General features: G+C 31.9%; 32 protein-coding genes. 4 read left to right on the top strand and 28 right to left on the bottom strand.

The genetic code is table 11. From position 1 onward, the window contains the following. Position 1: 1 nt before the first annotated feature. Both BUA92_RS21225 and BUA92_RS21220 read right to left on the bottom strand, forming a co-directional pair. Complete coding sequence (locus BUA92_RS21225; protein ID WP_073022649.1) at positions 2-1354, bottom strand: glucose-6-phosphate isomerase; 1353 nt, start codon at positions 1352-1354, stop codon at positions 2-4. 104 nt (positions 1355-1458) lie between these two features. Next, positions 1459-1869, bottom strand: a complete 411-nt coding sequence (locus BUA92_RS21220; protein ID WP_021800402.1) for a bacteriohemerythrin — start codon at positions 1867-1869, stop codon at positions 1459-1461. 428 nt (positions 1870-2297) lie between these two features. Here BUA92_RS21220 and BUA92_RS21215 point away from each other — a divergent pair, with 428 nt between their 5' ends. Together BUA92_RS21215 and BUA92_RS21210 are read left to right on the top strand one after the other, a co-directional pair. Continuing rightward, a complete protein-coding gene (locus BUA92_RS21215; RefSeq protein WP_073022648.1) occupies positions 2298-3242 on the top strand; it encodes a fused DSP-PTPase phosphatase/NAD kinase-like protein in 945 nt (314 codons plus the stop codon). 78 nt (positions 3243-3320) lie between these two features. Next, positions 3321-3743 (top strand): hypothetical protein, encoded by a 423-nt coding sequence (locus BUA92_RS21210; protein WP_073022647.1) that lies wholly within the window; start codon positions 3321-3323, stop codon positions 3741-3743. Positions 3744-4190: 447 nt separating this feature from the next. On the opposite strand, the gene BUA92_RS23650 is transcribed toward BUA92_RS21210, so the two are convergent. The 22 genes from BUA92_RS23650 to BUA92_RS21110 all read right to left on the bottom strand — a co-directional run bounded on the left by BUA92_RS23650 (position 4191) and on the right by BUA92_RS21110 (position 20429). Then, positions 4191-5225 (bottom strand): GH25 family lysozyme, encoded by a 1035-nt coding sequence (locus BUA92_RS23650; protein WP_073022646.1) that lies wholly within the window; start codon positions 5223-5225, stop codon positions 4191-4193. Positions 5226-5259: 34 nt separating this feature from the next. Beyond that, complete coding sequence (locus BUA92_RS21200) at positions 5260-5442, bottom strand: hypothetical protein (protein ID WP_073022645.1); 183 nt, start codon at positions 5440-5442, stop codon at positions 5260-5262. Between the two features lie 20 nt (positions 5443-5462). Then, a complete protein-coding gene (locus BUA92_RS21195; RefSeq protein ID WP_073022644.1) occupies positions 5463-5666 on the bottom strand; it encodes a BhlA/UviB family holin-like peptide in 204 nt (67 codons plus the stop codon). Between the two features lie 118 nt (positions 5667-5784). Beyond that, positions 5785-5886 carry a CD1375 family protein gene (locus BUA92_RS23790; RefSeq protein ID WP_278335156.1) on the bottom strand — a complete coding sequence of 34 codons (102 nt, stop codon included), beginning with the start codon at positions 5884-5886 and terminating at the stop codon, positions 5785-5787. A gap of 1 nt (position 5887) precedes the next feature. Continuing rightward, positions 5888-6205 (bottom strand): hypothetical protein, encoded by a 318-nt coding sequence (locus BUA92_RS21190; RefSeq protein WP_073022643.1) that lies wholly within the window; start codon positions 6203-6205, stop codon positions 5888-5890. A 17-nt stretch (positions 6206-6222) separates the two neighbouring features. After that, complete coding sequence (locus BUA92_RS21185; protein ID WP_073022642.1) at positions 6223-8205, bottom strand: serine-rich family protein; 1983 nt, start codon at positions 8203-8205, stop codon at positions 6223-6225. Positions 8206-8217: 12 nt separating this feature from the next. Beyond that, positions 8218-8829 carry a YmfQ family protein gene (locus tag BUA92_RS21180; protein WP_073022641.1) on the bottom strand — a complete coding sequence of 204 codons (612 nt, stop codon included), beginning with the start codon at positions 8827-8829 and terminating at the stop codon, positions 8218-8220. A gap of 3 nt (positions 8830-8832) precedes the next feature. After that, entirely contained in the window at positions 8833-10437 is a 1605-nt protein-coding gene (locus BUA92_RS21175; protein WP_073022640.1) for a hypothetical protein, read from the bottom strand. A gap of 1 nt (position 10438) precedes the next feature. Further along, the gene (locus BUA92_RS21170; protein ID WP_083553621.1) at positions 10439-11497 is read right to left on the bottom strand and encodes a baseplate J/gp47 family protein; all 1059 of its coding nucleotides are present in this window, start codon (positions 11495-11497) and stop codon (positions 10439-10441) included. Beyond that, positions 11487-11930 (bottom strand): DUF2634 domain-containing protein, encoded by a 444-nt coding sequence (locus BUA92_RS21165; RefSeq protein WP_073022639.1) that lies wholly within the window; start codon positions 11928-11930, stop codon positions 11487-11489. Before BUA92_RS21165 ends, BUA92_RS21170 begins: the two co-directional genes overlap by 11 nt. Before the next feature lies 1 nt (position 11931). Beyond that, positions 11932-12180, bottom strand: a complete 249-nt coding sequence (locus BUA92_RS21160) for a hypothetical protein (RefSeq protein WP_073022638.1) — start codon at positions 12178-12180, stop codon at positions 11932-11934. A gap of 1 nt (position 12181) precedes the next feature. Further along, positions 12182-13192: an XkdQ/YqbQ family protein gene (locus BUA92_RS21155; protein ID WP_073022637.1), complete on the bottom strand. Its 1011-nt coding sequence runs from the start codon at positions 13190-13192 to the stop codon at positions 12182-12184. Next, on the bottom strand, positions 13189-13794 hold the full coding sequence (locus BUA92_RS21150; RefSeq protein WP_073022636.1) for a LysM peptidoglycan-binding domain-containing protein: 606 nt from the start codon (positions 13792-13794) through the stop codon (positions 13189-13191). The genes BUA92_RS21155 and BUA92_RS21150 overlap by 4 nt, the downstream gene beginning before the upstream one ends. Before the next feature lie 14 nt (positions 13795-13808). After that, entirely contained in the window at positions 13809-16148 is a 2340-nt protein-coding gene (locus BUA92_RS21145; RefSeq protein WP_073022635.1) for a hypothetical protein, read from the bottom strand. A gap of 12 nt (positions 16149-16160) precedes the next feature. After that, a complete protein-coding gene (locus BUA92_RS23785) occupies positions 16161-16295 on the bottom strand; it encodes a hypothetical protein (protein ID WP_278335155.1) in 135 nt (44 codons plus the stop codon). 38 nt (positions 16296-16333) lie between these two features. Beyond that, positions 16334-16717 carry a phage tail assembly chaperone gene (locus tag BUA92_RS21140; protein WP_021800386.1) on the bottom strand — a complete coding sequence of 128 codons (384 nt, stop codon included), beginning with the start codon at positions 16715-16717 and terminating at the stop codon, positions 16334-16336. 61 nt (positions 16718-16778) lie between these two features. Beyond that, entirely contained in the window at positions 16779-17222 is a 444-nt protein-coding gene (locus BUA92_RS21135; protein ID WP_073022634.1) for a phage tail tube protein, read from the bottom strand. A gap of 14 nt (positions 17223-17236) precedes the next feature. Beyond that, a complete protein-coding gene (locus BUA92_RS21130) occupies positions 17237-18292 on the bottom strand; it encodes a phage tail sheath C-terminal domain-containing protein (protein WP_073022633.1) in 1056 nt (351 codons plus the stop codon). A gap of 4 nt (positions 18293-18296) precedes the next feature. Next, positions 18297-18773 (bottom strand): phage tail terminator family protein, encoded by a 477-nt coding sequence (locus BUA92_RS21125; RefSeq protein WP_073022632.1) that lies wholly within the window; start codon positions 18771-18773, stop codon positions 18297-18299. Beyond that, positions 18770-19111, bottom strand: coding sequence for a phage head closure protein (locus BUA92_RS21120; RefSeq protein WP_073022631.1), 342 nt, complete (start codon positions 19109-19111; stop codon positions 18770-18772). Before BUA92_RS21120 ends, BUA92_RS21125 begins: the two co-directional genes overlap by 4 nt. Before the next feature lie 9 nt (positions 19112-19120). Further along, a complete protein-coding gene (locus tag BUA92_RS21115) occupies positions 19121-19405 on the bottom strand; it encodes a head-tail connector protein (protein WP_073022630.1) in 285 nt (94 codons plus the stop codon). A 502-nt stretch (positions 19406-19907) separates the two neighbouring features. Beyond that, a complete protein-coding gene (locus BUA92_RS21110; RefSeq protein WP_073022629.1) occupies positions 19908-20429 on the bottom strand; it encodes a hypothetical protein in 522 nt (173 codons plus the stop codon). 221 nt (positions 20430-20650) lie between these two features. Between BUA92_RS21110 and BUA92_RS21105 the strand changes: the two genes are divergently transcribed. Beyond that, complete coding sequence (locus BUA92_RS21105) at positions 20651-21073, top strand: helix-turn-helix domain-containing protein (protein WP_021800379.1); 423 nt, start codon at positions 20651-20653, stop codon at positions 21071-21073. A gap of 15 nt (positions 21074-21088) precedes the next feature. Continuing rightward, a complete protein-coding gene (locus BUA92_RS21100; RefSeq protein WP_021800378.1) occupies positions 21089-21526 on the top strand; it encodes an ImmA/IrrE family metallo-endopeptidase in 438 nt (145 codons plus the stop codon). Between the two features lie 122 nt (positions 21527-21648). Here the strand turns inward: BUA92_RS21100 and BUA92_RS21095 are convergent, their stop codons facing one another. The 4 genes from BUA92_RS21095 to BUA92_RS21085 all read right to left on the bottom strand — a co-directional run bounded on the left by BUA92_RS21095 (position 21649) and on the right by BUA92_RS21085 (position 23845). Further along, positions 21649-22251 carry a Fic/DOC family protein gene (locus BUA92_RS21095; RefSeq protein ID WP_073022628.1) on the bottom strand — a complete coding sequence of 201 codons (603 nt, stop codon included), beginning with the start codon at positions 22249-22251 and terminating at the stop codon, positions 21649-21651. A 1-nt stretch (position 22252) separates the two neighbouring features. Continuing rightward, a complete protein-coding gene (locus BUA92_RS23425; protein WP_175550941.1) occupies positions 22253-22426 on the bottom strand; it encodes a hypothetical protein in 174 nt (57 codons plus the stop codon). 119 nt (positions 22427-22545) lie between these two features. Next, a complete protein-coding gene (locus BUA92_RS21090; protein WP_073022627.1) occupies positions 22546-23316 on the bottom strand; it encodes an alpha/beta hydrolase in 771 nt (256 codons plus the stop codon). A 139-nt stretch (positions 23317-23455) separates the two neighbouring features. Then, on the bottom strand, positions 23456-23845 hold the full coding sequence (locus tag BUA92_RS21085) for a hypothetical protein (protein WP_073022626.1): 390 nt from the start codon (positions 23843-23845) through the stop codon (positions 23456-23458). Positions 23846-24042 lie beyond the last annotated feature (197 nt).

The following is a 24042-nucleotide window of genomic DNA, read 5'->3' as shown; positions in this document are numbered from 1 at the left end:
ATTATTGTAATCTTTTTTCAAGTTCAGCTTTTAAATCTTCGAATCCTGGTTTTCCTAATAATGCAAACATGTTTTTCTTGTATGCTTCAACTCCTGGTTGGTCAAATGGATTTACTCCTAAAATATATCCACTTAATCCACAAGCTTTTTCAAAGAAGTATATTAAGTGTCCAAGGTAGTATGGAGTTAATTCTGGAACATTAACTATAACGTTTGGTACTCCACCGTCATTATGAGCTAAAACAGTTCCTTGGAATGCTTTTTTATTAACAAAATCCATGGTTTCTCCAGCTATGAAGTTTAATCCGTCAACATTTTCTTTAGATTCTTCTATAGTTACATTCTTTTTAGCAGTTTCAACATTTACTATAGTTTCAAATACGTTTCTTAAACCATCTTGAATGTATTGTCCCATAGAGTGAAGATCTGTAGAGAAGTTAACAGCTGCTGGGAATATACCCTTACCATCTTTTCCTTCTGATTCTCCATAAAGTTGTTTCCACCATTCACCAAAGTATTGTAGAGCTGGCTCATAGTTTACTAATATTTCAGTAACCTTACCTTTGTTGTATAATGCATTTCTTACAACTGCATATTTGTAGCAGTCATTTTCTTCTACATTATCACTTGAATATGCATCTCTTGCATCAGCTGCACCTTGCATTAATTCATCTATATTTACTCCACTAGCTGCTATTGGAAGTAAACCAACTGCTGTTAATACAGAGAATCTTCCTCCAACATCATCAGGAATAACAAAAGTTTCATAACCTTCTTCATCAGCTAAAGATTTTAATGCACCTCTTTTTCCGTCAGTAGTTGCAAATATTCTCTTTTTAGCTTCTTCTTTTCCATATTTCTTTTCCATGTAGTCTTTAAATATTCTAAATGCTATAGCAGGTTCAGTAGTAGTTCCTGACTTAGATATAACATTTACGCTTATATCTAATCCTTCAATAGCTTCTAATAAATCAGCTAAATAAGTTGAACTTATGCTGTTTCCTATAAAAAATACTTGTGGAGCTTTTCTCTTATCTTTGCTTAAAACATTGAAGAAAGAGTGATTTATAGCTTCGATAGCTGCTCTTGCTCCTAAATAAGATCCACCTATTCCTATAACTATTAAAGCATCAGAATGTCCTTTTATTCTTTCTGCTGCATCTTTAATTCTATTAAATTCATCTTTATCATAATTAACTGGAAGATCAATCCACCCTAAAAAGTCATTGCCTGCACCTGTTTTTTCGTGTAAATCCTTGTGTGCTGCTTTAACTATGCTGCTTAAGTTAGTTATTTCTTCGTCTCTTAAAAATGGTTTAGCTTTTGTAATGTCTAGAGTTAATCCTTTTTTCATTTCCTTACCTCCGTGAATATATTTAATGTTCCATCCGTAATTATAACATAATGAAACCATTGTTAGCTTGCTGCTCTATGTATTTTATCCTTTAGTTATTTAGATTATGATAAACTTTTTTTGATTTCAGCAGTCATACCCAAATCAGTTTTTAATATGTGATTTTGTATCCACTCTAAAACAAAATTAAGAATATCTAATAATGCCTTATCCTGATTATGATCCATATCTTTAAGGTTCATCTTATCAAGATCACTTATCAAATCATCATGTTGAATTTTATGAGAAAAGAATTTTTTATACTTACTCTCCACCATAAATTTTTCTTCTTCACCAAAATGATATTTAGTGTATTCCTTTAGTTCTTCTATTACTTCAACTATCTTGTCGTATTTATCTAATACTAGGTCATTTTTGTATATATCATAGGCTTTGTGTGCTATTTCAAATAGCATCTTATGTTGTTCATCAATAAATTGTATACCTGTAACATACTCATCTTTCCATTGAAACATTTAATAGCCCCCTTTACTAATATACTCCCTATGGTAGATTATACTATTATTAAATTAAATATAAAAGAGCCTATATGTAAATTTTCATTTTTAGAAAAACTCTATGGTAATAATCACTTTAATGAATTTGATGCAGTCACTTTGTGACATGCTACAGCAATAATGTGTATACAACTCAGATTGTTTGTCCATACTTTCAATAATGAAGTAATTATTAATAACTTTAAAAGAATTAAGAGGTGATTATTAATGAAATTTAGAAAAGAATTAATTCGACTTGATTTGGTTAGAGACATGGTTATTTATTTTATTTTGGTTATAGTAGCACTAATATTGATTTTTAATATAGATTACATAGGCCGTGGTTAATAGTAATTTTTTGTATTTAGGGAATACTATCCTATAGAACTATTTGAGAGGTGATATAATTGAAAAAAAGTACTGCCATCTTTTTTGCATTTATCTTGGTTTTTATTTCTCTATCTTCTACTACTCTGTCTTTAGATACAGCTGCAGCTATTGCATCTGATGAAGTTCAGCTAGCACTAGATTCTTTAAATGAATCTACTCCACGAAATTTCCGTAAAACTTCTACACCTATTTATTTAACTAAAAATGAAAAGTTCTCTTTGAAGGGAATAGATAAATTAAATATTTCAGGAAGTCAGCAATTTTCCGAAAAAAATCTTCCTATTTTATTAGAGGAAATAGGCACATCAAAACCAATTACTATTGTAGACCTGCGGCAAGAATCTCATGGTTTTATAAATGGGCTTCCTGTTAGCTGGAAGAATCTAAACAATGATGTTAATAAAGGATTAACTAGAGATGAGGTAATAGAAAAAGAAGCAAAGCAATTAAGTTCCATACCATTAAATACTCCTCTTACAGTTTATAGAGCCCCTAATAATAGTATGATTCCTACTGAAGTTTTTAATGAAGATGCTTTAGTTACTTCAAAAAACTTGTCCTACATAAGAATTCCTGTAACAGATTTAGGGTTACCTACTGATGATATGGTTGATTATTTTATAGAGGTATTTAAAAATCTTCCTAAAGATTCCTGGGTTCATTTCCACTGTAAAGCTGGTGTAGGAAGAACAACAACCTTTATGATTATGTATGATATGCTCATAAATTATAATGAAGTGTCTGCTACAGATATTATAGACCGTCAGCTAAAACTTGCAAACTTCGACGAAGTTACTATTAGAGAATTCTATACCCCTGAGAGATATAAATTACTACTTAATTTCTATAACTACTGTAAAGAAAATGGTAGAGAATTTAAGATGAGTTGGAGTACTTGGAGTAAGGAATATGATGGGTTTATTAGCTTAAGGAACAGTTCTCAATACATCCATGCTGCTTAAAACTATCCTTAAATTGACATTTAAACATAAGTATGAAAACATATAGATATATCAAATTATGTATTATATGGGGGACTTATGAAAAATACACGAACTCTGATTTTGGCTTTAATAATTTCTATTATATTTATTTTCTTAGGAACTAGCTATCTTAATTCTCAATACAAGTTTATTGATAGGCTAATTTTTAAACTGCATTTAAGTAAAATAAACAACAATCCTTTTCTTGGAAAGTGGAGACTATCAGGTGATACTGATCTTAGTAATTTCTATCCTGATGATAACCTATATGTTACTTTTCAAAATGATAACATAGTAATAATTCAAAATGAAGAAGGCGAAGCTTCCACATCCTATACCTTTGAAGATAATATACTTAAAATAGGATCTGCTACTACTGAAGGAAACTCCTATGAATTCAGTGATAAAGACAACTTCTCACTTTTAATTGTTTATCCAGACGGTGAGGAAGCAACATCCTATTTTAAAAGAGTACCTTGATTTATATTGTGACATTACGCACCTATATTCTGTAGGAGCTTCTTCTCAAGCTCCATTAAATTCCTTTCTATTCAATATAAAAGGATTAGACTGAAGCTGAGAACCGCTTCTACCGGTTAGTAGTGCACTTCTGCCCTGTAGGAGTTTCTTCTCAATTCCTTTTACTAACATAAAGGATTAGACTGGCGCTGAAAGGACGCCTACCGAATATTAGTGCAACCATTCAACCATTCAACCATTCAACCATAGGGTAGTCTACTTTTCTGCCCTTTTATTATTCATTCTTCTACAAAAAAGATTTTATTTTAAAATTAATTCCGAACTTGTAACAAAATTCCCCTTATATGAATATCCTAAACTGTGAGAGAATTAACTAGGCAATAATTCTTGTCACCTCCTTTCCAATGAAATTTGCTCCTGTATCCTTAGATGCAGGAGCTTTATACTTTATAATATTTGTATATAATCTGCACTAACAAAACCACCATGATCCCCATAGTAAATGCTCCACCAATTACCTAACTTGACATCAAGTCTTACTATTTCGCCATTTTGGAGTTGTCCTATTATTTTATAATTTGTACCCGCTCCACCTCTGACATTAAGTACTGATGCTGTTACTTCTCCGTAAGCTCCACTTTTTTGAGGAATTGCCTCTACTATTTGAGAACCTTCTAGGGTTACATACTCTGAGGATACCCATCCACCATGATTTCCAAAGTATATATTATACCAACTTCCAACCTTGGGCCCTAACCTAATTCTAGAACCATTTTTTAATTGCCCTATAACACTATAATTAATACCTGCTCCATCTCTAACATTAAGTACCGATGCCGTTACTATTCCATATTTGTTTTCAACTTGTTGAGTTTTCGTATCTTCCTTGGGTATTTCTATATTCCTATTGATATACATACCCTCTGTAAAATTATTAAGATCTACATTTCCATTAATTCCATATACGCTTCCGCTAGAAGTATACTGATGTCCCACTACATTATTAAATCCTGTTTCCATTGGAGAATTTACTCCATAATGAGCTATCCAAGCTTTATATGCTTTGATTCTACTATCCAAATTATCTCTACCAAAATATCCTCCAGTATAAATAATACAATCTAATCCTGATAATTCTTTAAACCTAGCTAAAAATTCTAAACATCTGTCAGTTATTTGATATGCAGTTCTATTTTGTGAGTTAGTTTCTATGTCTAGTACTGGCGCTATTTCATACTGCTTATCTTTAATAGCATTATAAAAAAATGTAGCTTGTTCTGAAGGTGAAGTTTTTTCACTCATAAAGTGATAAAATCCTACTGGAAAACCTGCTGCCTTAGCCCCTTGATAATGAGATTCTAGCTTTGGATCTAAGTATGTGGTTCCCTCGGTAGCCTTCATTATTACTACTTGTAATGAATTTTTCAAGGCATTAAAATCTATACTTGGCTGATGATTTGATATATCTATTCCTTTTAACATTTACATTCCCCCCTTTTAATTTCTGGCATAAAAGCTATCCATTTTTAGATGATTGTCTCGCCGTAGATTGTCCAAAATAAAATGCAATAACCAGGCTAAACACTGTGAGAAATTCTTGTGAACTAACTTTCTGCTTAATACTTAAAATGCAAAACACTATTGTTAGTAATAAGGCTATTATCTTCTTCACTTGTAATAAACCTTTTATTTCTTTCATTTGTAAACCTCCTTTTCAAATTATTTTAAAATTATTTCTTTAATATCATCTATATCTTCTTTTATTTCTTCAATAGTTCCTAGTGAACTAGCAAGCTTATCTATTGTTTGTTGATACTTGCTCTCTCTTTCCTTTGAATCTTTTCTTGTGTCCATTAGAAGCCATACAAATAAAACACAAAACACGCCTTGAGTTATTATATATTTAACTATTTCACTCTCCATCACTTCACTCCTTATATAAAAATTTAGTTGTATTAATAATAAGGAAGGTAAGTTTCTATAAAAATAGTCTTAACCTTCCTTTGGTAATAAAAAAAGAGCTTACTTGTGCTCTTTGCTGTTATTTATTAAGTTCTTCTTGTACTTTTTCTTTCCATACTGTTGGAACCTTATCTATTGTCCATAATCCAGCTTGTATTAAATCAACGTAAAGTTTAACCAAATTACTCACCTCCCATAAGTGTGCTAGTTAACTCTGCAATTGCTAGTTGAGTGTCTAGTTTATCTTGTTGCCTTTGGGTGTCTAGGTCTGCTAGGGCTAACATAACTAAATCAGTTTGTGAGAGTTTCTTCTCCACATTCTTTATATCTCTTATCTCATCTTCTATAATGCCTTCTATCCATTCTGCTCCATTCCAACGTGGCTTATAAAATCCCCCTGGACATTCCTCTAAAATTAGTTCATCTGTATTTCTTTCTAACTTGTCAACTATAACATCTACAATAAAGAAACCATTTTTATCTATTTTTCTTACTAACATGCTCTCACCTTCCCTCTTTATACCTTAAATGATATACCATGCAAACTATAAATTTTACCGGAATTTAATGTTACTTTTCCATCCCATGCTATAAATATAGTTACTGCATTTGTTGTAGCGTAATCTGCTCCAGTTACATAGGTGTTATATCCTGGATAACATCCACTAGGGAGAGTAAAAGCTGCTCCTGTTGCGCCTCCTTGACAATCACCTAGTAAGTGTACTACTCCCATTACATCTTTAAAGTATCCAGGTGTATAAGAGTAAGCTTTCCATCCATTTGTCATAGTAAAATTACCAGAGCTTACAGCATTAGTTACATATGACTTATCGGCTTTGTTATTCCATGTATTTTTCTCAGAGTCACTAACAAATCTATTGTAGGAATCTTGGGTAATCATACTAGCAGGATGTATACTTGGATGAATGTATTTATTGGCCCCAGCTTCAATTCCATCTAATTTACTTTTGTCCGTTACGCTCATAAATCCATTAGTATTAGTTGTTGCAACTCCATGAGAATTTCCTACACTTCCAATATGTGATGCTGATACTCCATCAGTTATTCCATATCCATCTAAAGTGGTAGGCTTCCCTGATGTTATTTTACTCCATGGAAGATTCGGTATATCACTAGCTATAAGATCACTTCCTGAAGTAACTCTTCCCATTGCATCAACTGTTACCTTCTCATAGGTTCCAGCTGTAACTCCACTATTTGAAAGTGCTATCTTTTTATTAGGTGATGTACCTTCAAGCGTTAATCCCGTACCTACATCAGCTAACAACTTTTGATTAGGTGAAGTGCCAGACAATACTACTCCGTCTCCTACGTCTACACTTATAGTACCACTAGAAACAGCTATTCCATTACCAATTTTTACGTGTCCATAATTACTAGTATCAGCTACTCCATAAGATGTTCCAGCACTTGCATGAGAAATTGGTGGTTGTTTATTCACCCCATTAGCATCTAAAGTTGATACTCCATTGGCTACTCCCATCTCACTTCTTTTTACTTGGGAATCATTTGTTACATTTGAAAGTCCTACGTCAGTAGAAGTTAATGTACCCCATGCTAAACTACCTGCAGTCGATCCAGCTTTTAGTACTTTCCCACTATTACTTGTTCCTGTTGCTGGTACATGTAAATTTCCATCACTTGTTGGATGAGTATAACTATAAGTGTTGTTTAGTGTTAATGTTTTACCACTCACAGCTATGTCTATATTATTTCCTTCTTTTAATTGAATTGTATCTGTAGCACTTGCTGCTGTTGCTGTTCCTATAGCAGTTCCTGATGAAGTTACTGCCTGTATGCTTTGTACTGCATTTTGATTTGTTTGGGCACCAGCAGCTATTCCATTAAGTTTTGTCTTATCAGCCGCACTCATAAATCCTGACACTGTTGTTGTTACATCTGCGTGTACAGTTCCCCCTTGTCCTTCATGTGATGTCGGTAAAGCTCCAACATCTGTAGGAGTTAAAGTTCCCCATGCTAAACTACCCGCAGTGGAGCCAGCTTTTAGCACTTTACCATTATTGCTTGTTCCAGTTGTTGGTACATGTAAATTTCCATCTCCAGTTGGATGAGTGTAACTATAGGTATTATTAACGGTTACCACTTTCCCACTAACAGCTATATCTATATTATTCCCTTCCTTTAATTGGATAGTATCTGTAGTATTTGCTGCTGTTGCAGTTCCTACTACCGTACCAGTTGGAGTTACTACTTGTATACTTTGTACTGCATTTTGATTTGTTTGTGCTCCAGTTGCTATTCCATTAAGTTTTGTCTTGTCTGCTGCACTCATAAAACCAGAATTCGTTGTTGTTACATCAGCATGAACACTTCCTCCTTTTCCTTCATGAGCTATTACTTTGTCATTTGCTTTTTTAATTTCTGTATCTACGCTTCCAAAGTTATCTGAAATATCATCTATATTTACTATGTCTGTTCCTTCTGGTTGCTTAAATCCATAATTAGTTGTAGTTTTCAAATATTCTTCCTCCTATTCATAAACTTTTAATTCGTTCCAAGTTTTATTACTTAGATTGCTCCAAGCTTTTGACTTTATATCATTCCAAACTGTATAAGTGTACTTTATATCATAATCTAAATGTGCAGGCTTAATGGTATTTATCATTTCTATAAAGGCTGCCATATTTTTAGGAATACCTTTTACACCAACAAATCTAACTGTAAAAGAATAGCTTTCAGTGTGTTCGATTATATCAACCTGTCCTCCACTAAAAGCTTCTGCTGTTTCTTTTATCATCTTTTTAGTTACAGTTCCACTTCCTCTAAGTCTGGCTTTTATTATTTCTCTTCTTTCTTCATAGGACTTATTTATATCAGTTGATACTCCTATTTGCCCTTCCCATAGGTTTAGTCCCCAGGTCGCAGTGTCTATAAAACATTGAGCTATTATGTCTTTTATATCTAAATTAAGTTTAGATATTTCATAACCTGAAACGTTGTCCCATTCTTTAAACTCCAAAACACCTCTTAAAAAGTGAGGTAAATATTCTAAGAGTTTAGGTTTATTGGAGTTAATTTCATCCTCTGTTAGGGTAGTTTCTTTTCCATAATTAAATAATCCATAAACATTATCACCATACAAAAACTACACCCCCTTTAAATCATTCCAGGTTACTACACCTTTTCTAATATACACTGTATCTAAATCTGCTTTTATAGCAAATCTAGTGTCAGCTTCACTCTCTGTATAATATCTATCATCATGATTTGCAGGATGAGTATATACAGTTTTTTCAGTGCTATTTATTTTTATATTTCCATTAGTAGAGCTACTTTCCACCTTAGTTGCACCTGTAGTTATTCCATCTACCTTGCTTTTATATGCTGAGGTAAAGTCATTTGTAGATAATACTTTTCCTGTTTCTTTATCAACTTTGTTAACTACAGTATTCCACAGAGTTCTTTCGTCATCAGTTATGTGTTTTACTACGTCTGAAATATGACTATAAGCACTGTTCCATGTATCAATAAGTGTTTGAGTTATTGCATCTATTATAGATTTGTTTGAATGTGTGTGCTTTTTACTATTTGCATCATTCCAGTTTGCTTTTTCTGTATCTGTAGCAAATCTATGAGATGAATCTTCTACAATTACTGTTGCTGCATGGGTACTTGGATGCACATAGTTATTTGCACTTGCTGCTATTCCTGCTAATTTACTTTTTTCAGTAGTTGTGTAATCCTCAGTACTAAGTTGCTTTCCTTCAACCTTATCCACTTTGTTAACTACAGTATTCCATAAAGTTCTTTCGTCATCTGTTATGTGTTTTACTACGTCTGAAATATGACTATAAGCACTGTTCCATGTATCAATAAGTGTTTGAGTTATTGCATCTATTATAGATTTGTTTGAATGGATGTGTTTTTTACTATTGGCATCATTCCAGTTAGCTTTCTCCGTGTCTGTAGCAAATCTATGAGTTGAATCTTCTACAATTACTGTTGCGGCGTGTGTGCTTGGATGTACATAGTTATTTGCACTTGCTGCTATTCCTGCTAATTTACTTTTTTCAGTTGTTGTATAATCCTCTGTTGACAGTTGTTTTCCTGATACTTTATCCACTTTATTAGATAAAGCACTAGTCATTGTTCCTGCAAAGTTAGCGTCATTTCCAAGGGCATCTGCTAGTTCCTTTAAAGTATCTAAAGCTGCTGGTGCAGCTCCTACAACGTTTTGAATTCTTTGATCTGTTTCAGTTTTGGTGTAGGCCGATGTTTTGTCCATTTTCTTAGCTAATTCTGTATCAACATAGGTCTTAGCAGCTTTTCCATTCTCTAAAGAAGTTGCTCTATTCTTTAAATTAAGAACTTCATTATCATTTGAAGTCTTGTATCTATCAATTTCTATTTGGGTATTTACTATGCTTTCTTGAAGTATATTTATATCCTCTGCCTCAACTGTATCTCCTTGAGTTTCATAGGTTATATACACCTTTTGACTGTTTGAAAATACCTTTATAGACTTTTTCCAAGGAGTATTACTTGGGGTTGATAGGATAAAGTTTTCTATTTTATCTCCTGTCAACTTGCTTCCCGTATAAACCCTTAAGCTTGAATTGCTTATATTGTCATGTTTAAGCTCCCCTTCATACACTCCGCTTATAGGTTTGACCTCTTCCTCAATTACATAGGTGTTGTTGTCCAATTTATTTAACTTTTCTACAAAGCTATCAATCTTCTCTGGATACATATTACACCCCCAGTTCCAAGGCTCCAACAATAGGAATTTCTTCTTCTTGTAACCCTACATTAATTGTTAAATTATTTACCTTTAATTCTGAGTAATCCAAAACCCCTGGTGTTGATAATAAAATATTACCTATCTTTGCAAAGCTTATATAACTTGATGAAAATGCTATTTCTTTAAAATAATCTTCTAACAAGTAATAAAACCTTGATTGGATCTGAGAAATTGCATAATTGTTTGATAAAACTACCTTTGCAGTTATATTTATTTGCTTTTCTGAAGCTCCTACAACTGTTACATCTGCTCCTATTGGTCTATTGATTTCAATATTGTTTTTTACTTCATTAAGCAAAGTCTCATTAGGTTTATGCTTATTTGAATCAACCACCACCACCTTTACTGATCCTGCTCCATTCCATAAAGGAAATACCTTTGCATCTCCTATTCCTGCTATTTCTGTTGCCCATAATTTATAATGATTGGCATTACCAGAAGTTCCTGGAGTTCTTTGTCTAAGCAACAATCTGTTAAGTAGCTCCTCATCACTTTCTACCTCAGTTCCTCCTGATATCCCCTCTTCATTTATTACTGAGGTTATCCCTAAGATTTGTATAGGAAGTTCTTTAATAAGATTACTTTGAACGTTGTATTTTGTTCCTATATTCAGGGCTTCTACCCCTACTGAAGCTTCCTTATTAATTATGCTTATTTCCTCTAATGTCCTATATTGAAGAGTTCCTTCTGTTTGTACTATTGTTCCTTTAGGTATTAAGGCACCTTCACTTCCATAAAACTTAACTTTTCCACTTGCCTTATTTCCTTCTTTTCTATATATTGCATACTCTGCTGCCCTTTTTTCAAGTTCCTCTGAATAACCATTTTCAGCTGCAGTAGTTGCAAATACCCTTTTCAAAACTTCATCTAACTGAAGTTTACTTTGTGCTATTTCTTCTGCTATAGGTGAAATTGAGTCATAAAGAAAAGTACCCTCTGATTTATTTAGATCATTAGATACTTTCTCCAGCATTCTGCTTTTTATAATCTCACTATCCTCAAGATACAACTATATCCACCTCCCCATAAATAGTGTTTATTGTAAAGCCAACCTCCACCCTATCCCCATCTATATTTATATTTAAATCCTCTATAGATAAGATATAAGGGTTTATTAATAAGCACTCTTCAATATATCTTTTAGCCTCACTTTCAATAGCCGCTTTACTAAGACTTGTTCCTATTAAACCTTCAAGTTCATGTCCATAATTCCACGTATAAGCTTGATACCTAAAACGTGGAGTCTTTAAGTTTTTATATACCCATATTTTAAGAGCCTCATTGCCTTCCATAACTATATTTCTTCCATCTATAGTTACAAACTTATTTTCTATAAAATCATAGGCATACTCTCTAAACATGGGCAGTTCTTTATTTATATTACTAATTGAATCTGCTACCACATCATCAATATTTATTGTGTTACTTGGAAATATACTCATATTACACCACCTTACAAAGTATAATAAATTTTTGTCTGTCATCTGTAGATAATACTGCAACACTATCGCCAGTACTTAACTTACTTACCCAATACTCATTAATCAGTAAATTTCTTTTATTAACCTGAAGATCTCCAACTTTAAGGACATTTGATGAAAGCATAGTTCCTATTTTTATGCTAGGAGGGTTATAACTTGCTCCTTGCACTCTCATTAAATCTATCATTTCACTATAAGGATTTTTCATCATTTTATTCCTCTCTTGAATCCATTTCGTTTTTGTAACTTAAATTGAGGGTCATTGTATATTTATTAGTTCCTACATCCCAAGTGTGTGAATCACCATCAATATATAAAATCCCCTTCTTTAAGTTATCTATATAGAATATCTCAGTAGCCACAGCATAACCAGTTCTGCAACTCCAATTTCCTAAAGCCTCTACAGTAAGTTCATTATCTATACCATGAAGCATGTTTTTAGCTACAGTTATAGGATTTTTATCTTCTTCCTTTTGATAAACCTTTTGAACTACTCCATAATATTCAAATAAACTGCTATCCTCAACCTTATCAATATAACTGCCTTCATCTCCATATATCTTAACTACATTTACCATATTCTCCATGCTGTCTTTATAGCTAGTATTTATGATATTACCTTCATTTGTCTCAGATTTAAAGCTGTCTCTAGTTACAAGTAAATAATCAGACAAAACTGTCCCCTTCTTCATTACAGATACCTCGGTACCTTCACATATAGGCATATATTGATATCCATTCACTTTTGAGGCTTGAGTGTAAAGCTCCATAATTGCATCATAAGCTGTTGCATCTTGAATAAGCCTATCAACTCTTACTCCTGTAGCTTCTATATTTTTATAGGGTATTCCTAAATCTGCTATTATCTTTTTTACTCCATCTTCAACTAATATATTTTGAAAGTTATAGGTAACTGAGCTCTTAAGAAGATATATCAAATAGTCATAAGCAGTTATAGTTAATTGCTTACTTGAATTAATCTCTCTTTCCCAAACTATCCCTCTAAATACCTCTTTTCCATCTAAAACTATCCATATCTTAGCCCCAGGATTTAGTGGAACATTGTCGTGATTTTTATCAAAAATACTATGAAGAAGAGTTATCTCTGCCTTTCTAGCAGCTTCTCCTTTGCTTCCACTAATTGAAATATCCTGTACAAGTTCAGTTATATTACTTTTAAAATAACTGCTAGAGTCCTTATATAAACAATGTACCTCAATCATAACTGAAACACCTGCCCTGGATATATGAGATTGGGATTTTTAATGTTATTTCTACTAGCTATTTCTGGATACCTAGCTCCATTTCCATAATATTTTTTAGCTATACCCCAAAGAGTATCTCCGGATTTTACAGTATAGGTAATAGAAGTAGGTTTAGGTGCCTCTCTTAGAGGTGCTGATGGAGTAATAGTAACACTGACTTTAGGAACTGTAACCTTTTTATATTCCTTAAAAGATATATTAAAAATTACATCTTCAGTTTCATCATTTTTACCATAGGTAAATTCCTCTATATAGAAAACATTGTTGATATTAGTTTCTGTAATTAAAACTCTTACTTGACCATTTTTTCTGAACTTATCTATCAAAGCTATTGCATCATAAGGTTTAGGTATATTTTCATACTGACAATAAGTATATCTTCTCTTAGGAAAATAACTGCTTAAAGAAATAGTTTTAAGCTTGGATTTTCCTAATAGATTAACTTCTCCTACGCTCTCAACACTTATAGTTTCATTCATGTTACCAATACCAACTTCAAAACTTTGTGGAGGCACAGGTAACCATAATTTTTCATTATCTTGTATTAACCAAAATTCCATATACTCTCCTCCTTTTAAGCTTTATTAAAGCTTGTTTTTTGAAGTTGTTTAACAAGTTTATCTGCTATTCTATCTATATCAGCTTCTTCTCTAACAACTATTTGATCTGCAAGTTTTGTGAAAACTACGCTTCCACCTGTTGAATAGCTAGTGCTTGAATTATAAGGATTTTGACTTGCTGGAATAACTGCCTCGCCTTTATGAAGCTCTGCTATATATCCATCAAAAGGAACATTCTTAAGTCCATTAGCATGGCTACCATCTACATTTCTTCCTCCACCACTTGACCCACTATCACTACTAGATGAACCACCACCTATCCAATCAAGCAATTTCCCAAACTTATCAGCAACCCAACTCAATCCATTACTCAGAGCTTCAAAAATAGGTTGAACATTTTCCCATACACTAGTTACAATTTCCTGAATATAAGGGAAAGCTAATTGGAAACCTTCATAAATCAGTCTTACTCCATTTATTAAGATAGACAAAAGAGGTTCAATTAGTGGTTGTACCGTTGTAAACACATTGGCTATTACATTCCATCCTGTTTCAAGTATTTGTTGTAAAGATGGCATTTTTTCTCCTATCCAACTAAACTTATCACCTATAAACTGCATTGCACCTCCTATAAAACCTTGTATCTGAGGCATTTTTCCTTGAATAAATGTTGCAAATTCTCCTATTTTCCCAAAAACAAAAGTTATACCATCACCTAATTTACTAGAGAAATTTGCAAAGCCTGGACTATCTAATATCTTTACAATTCCAGAAAGTACAGGTTTCATTTTTTCAAGCATATTTAATCCTATATCTTGTGTTCTATTTTTAACTTTTTCCTTAATAGTTGAAACAAGTCCTGTTCCAGTTTGACCCATTTTCTCTGCCCCTCCAGCAAACTTAGGTTTAAGTTTTTGATCCATAACTCCTTTAAGTCCCAAATTCTTAGCATCACCTTCAGATACATCCATATTAAAGTCCTTAAGTTTTGATGTACCTCCACTTTTTAGCTCCTCTAATGCTTCCATAGCATCCTCAGCACTTTTCCCAGGATTTAATGCTGCCATATCCTGTGCCATCTTAACTAAATTCATCGCTTCACTAGTATCTCCACCAGCAATTCCCAATGCCTTGGTACCTGCCTGTACAATATCCTTACTTTGAAATCCATTGGAAGCTCCGCTATCTCTTATATCTTTCATATAGTTAGCTGACATACTAGATAATTCTGAGTCACTTTTTCCCTTATTATTTTCACCCATAGCCTGTTTCATAAATATCTGTTGTTGCTCTAATTCAGCACCACTTGTCATCATAGAAATGCCTACATCAGCTAGAACCTTTCCTGCTTGAATCCCAGCACCTATTGCACCCTTAGCAAATGTACCAACTTTTCCAACAGCTCCTGCAATATTATCTTTAATTTGAATTACTGGACTAAAAACTTTTTTTCCAAGTTCACTAAGAGAAGACTTAATCTCCTTAACTTTTCCAGTAACAAGTTCCTTAACTGCTATAGCAGCAACAAAAGGTTTTTTAACTGTAGATGCCAATGCTTTTACTCCTGATAATGCTGATGCCGTTTTCGCTACAGCACTTACTGTCATGGCCTTAGGCTTTGCAGTTATTAACTTAATTTTTTGACTTGCCATATCTTTTAATGCTAATGTCATATAATATGGTTTATTCTCTTTAACAGCTGTTATTGCTTTTTTCCCTAGAGATTTAATCTTCTCTTTCCCACTGACTTCTGTATTTTTAACTGATGGCTTTGAATTCTTATTTTTGAGAGAAGATATAAATTTTGTTATTTCTTGTTTTGATTTATTAACACTATCATCTCTAAAAGCTAATTTAATCTCGTTTCTACGTTCATCTCTTTGCTGTTTTTCTAACTTCATTTTAGCCTTTAATTCTATCTTTTCTTGCTTTAACTTATCAAGTTCCTTTTTAGCATCTCTAATACTGGATAAAAACGGAGAATTATCAACTTTAAAAGGAAACTTTTCACTTAATGCCTGTTTTAACTCTTTTTTCTTCTCATCAATCTCTTCTCTAGTTTTACTTTTTGCTTTAGGAGCCTCTTCTTCCTTCTTGTTTATATGCACATTTACTTCAACACTTGTAGATTGTATATTATTAACCTGGTTTTTAACCTCATTTATAGAGCTCATAAAACTAGAAGTATCTAATTTAATAGAAATACTCCCACTAAACGCACTTTCTAAATCTTTTTTTGTTTCTTTAATACTTTTCTTAAAATCATCTTGCTGCTTTTGAAGCTTTGTCCACACTGAAGCTGTCATGTCTTTTAAGGTAACTATTGCTCCTATTTCATAACTAATCCCTGCCAAATTACCACCTCCTTAAAGGATAAATTGTGCTCTTGCTTTTATTTCTTCAACTTTTTCATCGAAGGCTAAACTCATGCTGCTTTCATAAAAAAGTTTCTCAGAAAGAGATAAATTTAAAAGGTAATCTAGAGTGTAACCTTTCTGCACATAATAATGTAGAAAGTATAAATCTAAATCACCTTTTATTAGTTTTTTATCTCTTCAACACTATCTCCATAGCCAGCGAATTTAGTTATTTCTTTGGAAATAGAGCTTATTTCTCCAACCTCAAATATTGCGTCTACTATTTCATATCCATTTACTCCATAAGCTTCTTGAAGTTCTTTATCCTTTAGATTTGGCTCTAGTACACATTCATAAACTAGATATAAATCTCCATCTTCATCCTTCATATCCATAGCTTCTAAAATAAGCTGTCTATCTGGCTTTCCTATCACAATATTTCCATCTAGTGATTTAACTCTTAACTCTTTAGTTTCTTCTTTCCTTTTCTTTAATCTTTCAGCGTTTGCTATTAGATCCTTTATATTTAATTTTTTACTTGCCATAGAATTATTTTTTGTACTCATTTAAATTCCTCCAATAATGTAATATTTGTAGATGCCCTTTTAGGACATCTACATTGAATTTTTATATAACTTGTATAGTATCCATGAAGCTTGCATCGCTTGGAGTGAATCCAAACTTATATTCTTCTTCACCTTTTTTAGATTTTTCAAAAGTTAAAAGAGTAAGTTCACTAAACCATACGTTACCTATTGAAACTCTCTCGCTTTGTTTTCCTACAGTATCAGGATCTTGAATCTTTCCTACTAAAGTACTTCTAGGATCTTCTCCTTTTTTCCATGCCTCTAAAAGCTTTTTCTTTCCTCTAGTATAGACTTTTTTAACCTTCATAGTTCCTTCACCTTTAAGACCTACAAGCTTACTATCTTCATCCATTCCTATACTAACTTCTTCTCTTTTTGCAGTAACCTTAGCCTCAAAACTATCTAGTTCTAGGATTAATTCTCCATCCCACCATACTTGTCCCCAACTACCGTTAATTTGATTTCCACCTCTGATTTTTGCCATTTCAATTCCTCCTCTTACATATTAATATCAAAGTATAAGTCTTCCATAGCATCAACGAATTTGACACTAGATGTTACAAACACCTTGCTTCCAGTATTGTATTCTTTAACTTGTTGATCATTTAGATTAGTTACATCAACTTGCTTTTCAATCAAGTATTTCTTTTGTGCTGAAACATTTATATCAGCCTTGTTTTCTGAATTAGAATCTAAAATATTATCTCCTTCTAATTCCTTGAAATATGAATTTATTGCAGCTAAAAATAAGCTTTTATTGTCATAGTCATTAATAACTTGACCTACATAAGAATCTTCAAAAGTTTCTCTAATATCATCCTTAACTAAATCCATAGATTCAACTATTTTAATCTTTTTAAAGTCTTCGCTCTTATCATCAGTTAAAGTTACTAAGCTATTAACTCCTCTTGCTATTTTAATTTTTTCTCCATCACTTATTAAAATAAGCTTGCCTTCATCTATAGCATCATTAGGATTTTCATTTTCTTCAATAGCTTCAACTTCACTTAATACAAGATAAGTAGCACTTCTGCTTAAAGATAATCCTGCTAATATTCCTGCAATTCTTGGGCAATACTCTGCTGTAGAATATACCTTACTTCCAACTTTTACTTTATCAGTTGAAAAGTTTATAACTCCTTCATAATCAGCTGCTACATTAGGTAAAACTGCTTTAAAAGTTTTCTTATCATTTTTTCTGCAATTTCTTATCCATGAAACTATTGCCTCAGCTTGTCCTTCTACTATTTTAGGAATAGTTAGATAGTTAAATCTTTTACTTTTTAACCTTTGTAATACCTCAGTATAATCAGAGGCTTCTGAAGCTCTCTCTACTATAACTTTATTAGGAGCGCCCTTAAAAATCATTGATATATAATCATAATTCTCCGCAGTATAGTCTTCCTTATTAACCTCTTCTAATCCCTTATAAGATGCACTCTCAATTTGTTTAGTGGAATCTTGTATTACTAAAGCTACTATTCCTCTCCCACTTCTTTCAATAACATTACTTGCCTTACTGTTAAAATTTATTATTACTTCTGGTAATCCCATATTATTAAACCTCACTTTCTAATTCTTTTGGGGTTTCTATATTTTCTTCACTATACCCTGACCCCTTATTTATTATGCTTTCGGGTATATATACATCTTCAATCTCAATGAACTCACAGGTATCACTGAAATATAAATCAAACTTAAACTTAAGGATATTATCAATCAGCGAATATCTTTTTTCTGATATAGTTAAAACTCTGTCCCCAATCTCTAGGTTATTTTTAAATATAGAGTTTAACTTATCAATCATTTTTACATTATCTACATTAGAATCCACATCTGAAAAATAGATAATATTAATTGTTACTGATTTCTCTAAATAATCATTAAAATCTTTCTCTGATGTGCTATTTAACTGCGTAAAAAAAGCAGGTTTCTTAAACCTACTGATTATTTCATCAGATATTCTATTAACTTCTGGAAGATTAACTTTTAGAAGATTATTTATAGCTTTTAATATATTTTCATAACTAATCAAGCGCTAAAATCCTCCTCCCCTTGGAACTTACAAAGTAAACAGAGCTCCTTATTTTGCTCCCCAATATTAATTATGGAATCAATATTAAGTATCTTATCTAGGTATTTAACTCTCATATTTGTAGTTATTCCTGGTCTATACCTAATAACTATTACATAATCCACATGAAGTTCTTCTTTACCTATCTCTTCGAACTTTTTTACTTCACTTCCAAGATATCTAACCAATGCCCAAGGCTCTTTTACAGTTTTCCATTCCCTTATTATTTGAAAAAGCTCATTTTCAACTTCTGTATATTGTTGAATCTCTATTTTTCTATTTAATTTATTCCCCTGCATAAACTTCTCCTATATCAAATTAATGTTGTATTTACTTAATATAGATTTAATCACAACATTAATATTTGATTTTTGTGTAGTAACTTGTCTATTATCATATACCTCATTGCATAAAGCCAACAACACAAGGGTTAAGTCCCTCTTCTCATCTATTTGCTCATATGAAAGCTCTGTACAATTTTTTATATACTCTTTCATAGCTTCTAAGATAATCTCTAATATACTGTCCTCATAATCAAAATCAATCCTAGCATATGCTTTAACATCCTGTAACGTCACTTCACTAAATTTCAAGCAATGTTCACCTCCTTTAATACACCTCTCCTTAATACATTTATCTCCGCATTTCCCTCACCCCCTTTCAAGAGAATATGAAAGGGACATGAATAGTTTTATCCTATCCTTGTCCCTCTACTGTTATTATTTAATTTACTATACAGCTTCTTCACAATATCATATTAACTCTTTTAAAATACTATTAAAACTCCAACTTTTTACCACCATATAACCACACATGATTATATTAATAGTAGTTAAGTCTTATAAGTAACTGTTAAATACAATTACTTCATACTATCATATTAACATCTTTAAATTACTACCAAAACTCCAGCTTTTTACTATCATCCAACCAAAGCTGAGTAATAAAAAAGACAAGATCAGTTCAAAAACCTTCTTGTCCATTTTAGCCTATCATAAGAGCTAAGCTCCCTTCTAGTTATTATGTTTAAATACATTTCTTCATACTATCATTTTAGCTTGTCTTAATTACTATTAAAACTCCAACTTTTTACCACTACATCACCATGTCTAACTTCAATCCATCAACTCCAAATAGCAAAACACTTAATTGGTTTATCATTTCATTTATCCAACGTCTTGGGGTATTTATTCCGCAGTTGAAGTAGTCTTGTATATCTGTATAACTAGCTTCATCTATATAAAACATTTCTAGTGCCTTATATTGCTCTGAAGTTCCTGCCAACTTTTGTCTTTTCTTTAGCTCTTTCAGCGCTATATCTATATGAGCTATCATAACTAAAGTTTTAGCCTTGCTCTGTTTAATTGATAATATATACACCTCATCTTCACTTAAAGCGTTATAATCTCCATTATCTAAAGCAAACTTCAAACTATCAATTCCCTTCTCCGAATGTTTTTTTAAATCATTATAATTCTTCATTAATAAGCGTGTATTGTGAAATACCTTTCCCTTTTTCTCTTCTCTCTCCTTAGCCTTATATTCTTTAATAGCTTGTTTTGCTCCTAGTTCAGCAGCCCTTTGTATTAATTCCTCATAATTTATTACTTGTTCCATAATCTATCTCCTTTATTTATAAATCTTATTATGTTAAGAGCACTCTTACTTTATATAACAATATTATCACTTAAAGTGATATATTCCTAATCACTAATAGTACTATTTTTAATTACTTTCAGTGATTAAAAGTAATTTTTCTCCATTTATCATTAGATTTCTTAAAAATACTATTGCTTTTATCACATATAGTGTTATTATGTATACAAGAGGTGATTAAATTGTTAGGTGATAAAATTAAAGCCTTAAGGCAAAAAAAGAAATTAACCCAAAAAGAATTGGCTGATGATTTAAAGATATCTCAGTCTACAATAGGAATGATTGAAAGAAATGATCGTGGAGCAAGTAAAGAACTATTAATAAAATTAGCAAGCTATTTTGGAATTACAGTTGATTACCTTTTATCTGACGAAAAGGATATTAACTATACCTCTGAATTAAATAATAAAGATCAAAAAGATATAAGCAAAGCTCTAAGTCAAACTCTAGAACAACTTCAAAGTGATCAATCAGGATTGATGTTCGATGGTGAACCTATTGACGAAGAAACTAAAGAACTACTTAGAATCAGTTTAGAAAACTCCATGAGATTAGCTAAGCAAATAGCTAAAAATAAATTTACTCCCAATAAATATAAGAAATAAATGGGGTGTGGGATATTGAGAGATAATATAGATAATAAGATAGAGAAATTAGTAAAAAAATATAAAACTAATAATCCTTTTGAGATAGCTAAAGGAGAAAATATAATTATTATAAAAGAGCCATTAGGCTTAATAAATGGGTATTATAACAAGTTTGTTAGACAAAAAATGATACATGTAAATGAAGATTTATCATATTCAAAACAACTATTTACCTGTGGTCATGAGTTAGGGCATGCAATTTTTCACCCTAATGCAAATACTTCTTTTCTAATTAATAACACCTTCTACTCTGTTAATAAATTAGAAAAACAAGCTAATTATTTTGCTGCAAGGTTATTAATTCCTTCAGATATACTAACCGTATATTCTGGCTATACCCTTGAGCAAATAGCTTGTTGTGAAAGTATTCCTCTTCCTTTACTAAAAGTTAGATTTAATATAGAAGATTAAAAGAGATTGATGCAGGTGCATCTATATATTTTTGTTTTTAAAAGAACATATGTTTGTAGTTATGGTAGCAAAAAGCCACAAACAAAGACTAATTCTTTGTTTGTGGCTTTAAAACTAAATTGCTATTTAGAACTCAATGCCCTTAATACTAATTCTTCCATCAATTCATATTTCAAATTAAAGGATTGTACACTGGCCTCTAACATCTCTTCGTCCTTAATTTTAGACCAATCTAATCTATATCCATTATACTCAGAAAGCTCTTGAATAAACATTCTCTGAGTCCTCCCATTTCCTTCTCTAAATGGATGAATTGCATTAATTTCACCTAAGTAATATGATAACCTTTTAGACATATTTACAATATCCAAACCTTCTAAATACTTCTCTTTTTTCAACTTATTAAGTACATCTTCCATCTGGCTATCGATATATTGACAAAGACAAAACTGATTTCCTTTTGATATATTTACAATTCTAACTTTACCAGCCCATTCATAAATATCTCCGAATAGAAATACATGTATTTTCTTTATATGGTTAAAGTCAAATTTACCTTTTATAGGATTTTTCATTAACTGCGCAGTTCTTAAAGCTGTAATTTCTCTTTCCGCTTGCTTTAACTTTTCTTCATCAATTATATTTAATTTATTTTTTAATGTATGTGATTTATGATAACAATAAAATTCATCTTGCTCATATTCGTAATGGTATAAATCACTCATACTACATAACCTGTTTACTCATATACTTTTTCACTAAGTTTTCAACAGCTAGTTGAAAAGAAATCTTTCCTTCCAAACACTCTTTTATTCTTTTTTTATCTTCTTCCATGAGTGGCATGTTTTCCATACTCATAGTTGCATTTGTGTTAGCTATAATTCTTTCATTTTCACTCATAATGCCACCTCCATATATACCTTTATTATATCACATTTATAAGTAAATTTATACTGTTAAAACAACTAAAACTCCTATATTATATCAATACAGAAGTTTTTAAAATCTAATTGCTATTTTTAACTTTTAATAAATTTAACAGTATCTTCTATTATAGTCTTCTGCTGCTCCATACGACTTAACCCAGCTTCATTATCACCTTTTTGTAAATTACCATCACCATAAACCGCCATCTGAGTGTGGTTACCTCCAGGTATTTCTACATATGTTGCACTAGCTGGTAAAAAATCTTTCCTTGCTTCAATTTTCTCTGGTGTAGCTAGTCCATCATTGCTTCCTGATAAACTAAGTACTTTTAAATCAGTATTTGCCAAAGAGTATTTTTTTGTTGTATAACTTGCGTATAAAATGATTCCTTCAAACTTATCTGAATTATCAGAAGCCACCATACTTGCAGCAACTCCACCTAGCGAAAATCCCCCAATATACCACTTATCTATTTCAGGATAACTATCAATAACATCAAGTGCTCTATCTTTACCGAAAAACGCCAAATTGAAAGGCATCTTCTGTATCACTACCTTAATTCCACTCTCTGAAATTTTCTCTGCTGCATAAGCAAAACTTTTAGGGTCTACTTGTCCACCAGGATAATAAATATAACCTATGTTTGTCTTTTCATTCACAGGATTAAATACAATAGTATTGCCTACCTCCTCTACAATCACATCCTTTTTAGATGCCATTGCAGCAACTGCCTCTTCATCTGCTGGAAGAGAAAATGTTAAATATCTTACAATCCCTATGATAAAGGCTACTAAAATAACACCCACAACTAATAAAACTTTTTTCTTCCTTGAAAAAGATTTTTCACTTGTTTTCTCAGACATGATTTCTCCTCATTTCCTGTAGTTTTATTTATTCCATCTGCCCTTATTATATCATTTTATTCGATTGCACACAATTTAAACCATAAGTTTCTTTCCTCTTATAAAGATCTTAAGAGTATTTTAATCAAGCTTATATAAACTACTCCTCTTGTGTTCCCCCTTCTTCCATAATGTATTTATAATAGTGCTTTATTGCACTTTCTACTATTTTACTGATTCTCACATTTACATTAGGATGTTTTATCTTTAAGTCATTTAACATTCTTATTATAGGAAAACCAAGGTAAAAATTCTTTTTACATTTAGTATCTGAATGATCATATTCCCTTTCTATAGCAACTTTCTTCTTCTTTTCCGGCTCTATAAAAGGCGTTTTAACGGGATTATTTTTAAGCTTTTCTTTCACTAAATCAGCTATATCAAACTCTCTTATAGTATTTCCTCCCTTAACTTCTCCCCAAACACCAAACTTCTCAATTTTTTCTCCCTCCTGTGGTATTTCATTATTATCATTATTTGACTTCCCCATTTCTCCTCCTTTTTTTATAATATTTCATTAAATTCCTTATAATCTTATAGTATGCTTTACCCTCAAAATGATTCCACTTTTCTACCGTTCTACTATTCCGCTATTCAACCATTCAACCATTCAACCATTCAACCATTCAACCATTCAACCATTCAACCATTCAACCATTCAACCATTCAACCATTCAACCATTCAAC

Source organism: Clostridium intestinale DSM 6191, from assembly GCF_900130055.1.
In the GTDB taxonomy this organism is placed as follows: Bacteria; Bacillota; Clostridia; order Clostridiales; family Clostridiaceae; genus Clostridium_T; species Clostridium_T intestinale.
The sequence above is the reverse complement of the archived record's forward strand: the minus strand, read 5'-3'. Positions and strand labels throughout refer to the sequence as shown.

What these genes read in the sequence shown, in the direction of transcription:
- BUA92_RS21150 (WP_073022636.1), bottom strand. Translation starts at nt 13,794, where the DNA reads ATGGAATTTTGGTTAATACAAGATAATGAAAAATTATGGTTACCTGTG.
- BUA92_RS21200 (WP_073022645.1), bottom strand. Translation starts at nt 5,442, where the DNA reads ATGAAAGAAATAAAAGGTTTATTACAAGTGAAGAAGATAATAGCCTTA.
- BUA92_RS21140 (WP_021800386.1), bottom strand. Translation starts at nt 16,717, where the DNA reads ATGAGTACAAAAAATAATTCTATGGCAAGTAAAAAATTAAATATAAAG.
- BUA92_RS21130 (WP_073022633.1), bottom strand. Translation starts at nt 18,292, where the DNA reads ATGGGATTACCAGAAGTAATAATAAATTTTAACAGTAAGGCAAGTAAT.
- BUA92_RS21120 (WP_073022631.1), bottom strand. Translation starts at nt 19,111, where the DNA reads ATGCAGGGGAATAAATTAAATAGAAAAATAGAGATTCAACAATATACA.
- BUA92_RS21210 (WP_073022647.1), top strand. Translation starts at nt 3,321, where the DNA reads ATGAAAAATACACGAACTCTGATTTTGGCTTTAATAATTTCTATTATA.
- BUA92_RS21110 (WP_073022629.1), bottom strand. Translation starts at nt 20,429, where the DNA reads ATGGAACAAGTAATAAATTATGAGGAATTAATACAAAGGGCTGCTGAA.
- BUA92_RS21095 (WP_073022628.1), bottom strand. Translation starts at nt 22,251, where the DNA reads ATGAGTGATTTATACCATTACGAATATGAGCAAGATGAATTTTATTGT.
- BUA92_RS21135 (WP_073022634.1), bottom strand. Translation starts at nt 17,222, where the DNA reads ATGGCAAAAATCAGAGGTGGAAATCAAATTAACGGTAGTTGGGGACAA.
- BUA92_RS21190 (WP_073022643.1), bottom strand. Translation starts at nt 6,205, where the DNA reads ATGTTAGTAAGAAAAATAGATAAAAATGGTTTCTTTATTGTAGATGTT.
- BUA92_RS23425 (WP_175550941.1), bottom strand. Translation starts at nt 22,426, where the DNA reads ATGAGTGAAAATGAAAGAATTATAGCTAACACAAATGCAACTATGAGT.
- BUA92_RS21195 (WP_073022644.1), bottom strand. Translation starts at nt 5,666, where the DNA reads ATGGAGAGTGAAATAGTTAAATATATAATAACTCAAGGCGTGTTTTGT.
- BUA92_RS21085 (WP_073022626.1), bottom strand. Translation starts at nt 23,845, where the DNA reads ATGGGGAAGTCAAATAATGATAATAATGAAATACCACAGGAGGGAGAA.
- BUA92_RS21165 (WP_073022639.1), bottom strand. Translation starts at nt 11,930, where the DNA reads ATGAGTATATTTCCAAGTAACACAATAAATATTGATGATGTGGTAGCA.
- BUA92_RS21155 (WP_073022637.1), bottom strand. Translation starts at nt 13,192, where the DNA reads ATGATTGAGGTACATTGTTTATATAAGGACTCTAGCAGTTATTTTAAA.
- BUA92_RS21160 (WP_073022638.1), bottom strand. Translation starts at nt 12,180, where the DNA reads ATGATGAAAAATCCTTATAGTGAAATGATAGATTTAATGAGAGTGCAA.
- BUA92_RS21225 (WP_073022649.1), bottom strand. Translation starts at nt 1,354, where the DNA reads ATGAAAAAAGGATTAACTCTAGACATTACAAAAGCTAAACCATTTTTA.
- BUA92_RS23650 (WP_073022646.1), bottom strand. Translation starts at nt 5,225, where the DNA reads ATGTTAAAAGGAATAGATATATCAAATCATCAGCCAAGTATAGATTTT.
- BUA92_RS21220 (WP_021800402.1), bottom strand. Translation starts at nt 1,869, where the DNA reads ATGTTTCAATGGAAAGATGAGTATGTTACAGGTATACAATTTATTGAT.
- BUA92_RS21175 (WP_073022640.1), bottom strand. Translation starts at nt 10,437, where the DNA reads ATGTATCCAGAGAAGATTGATAGCTTTGTAGAAAAGTTAAATAAATTG.
- BUA92_RS21090 (WP_073022627.1), bottom strand. Translation starts at nt 23,316, where the DNA reads ATGTCTGAGAAAACAAGTGAAAAATCTTTTTCAAGGAAGAAAAAAGTT.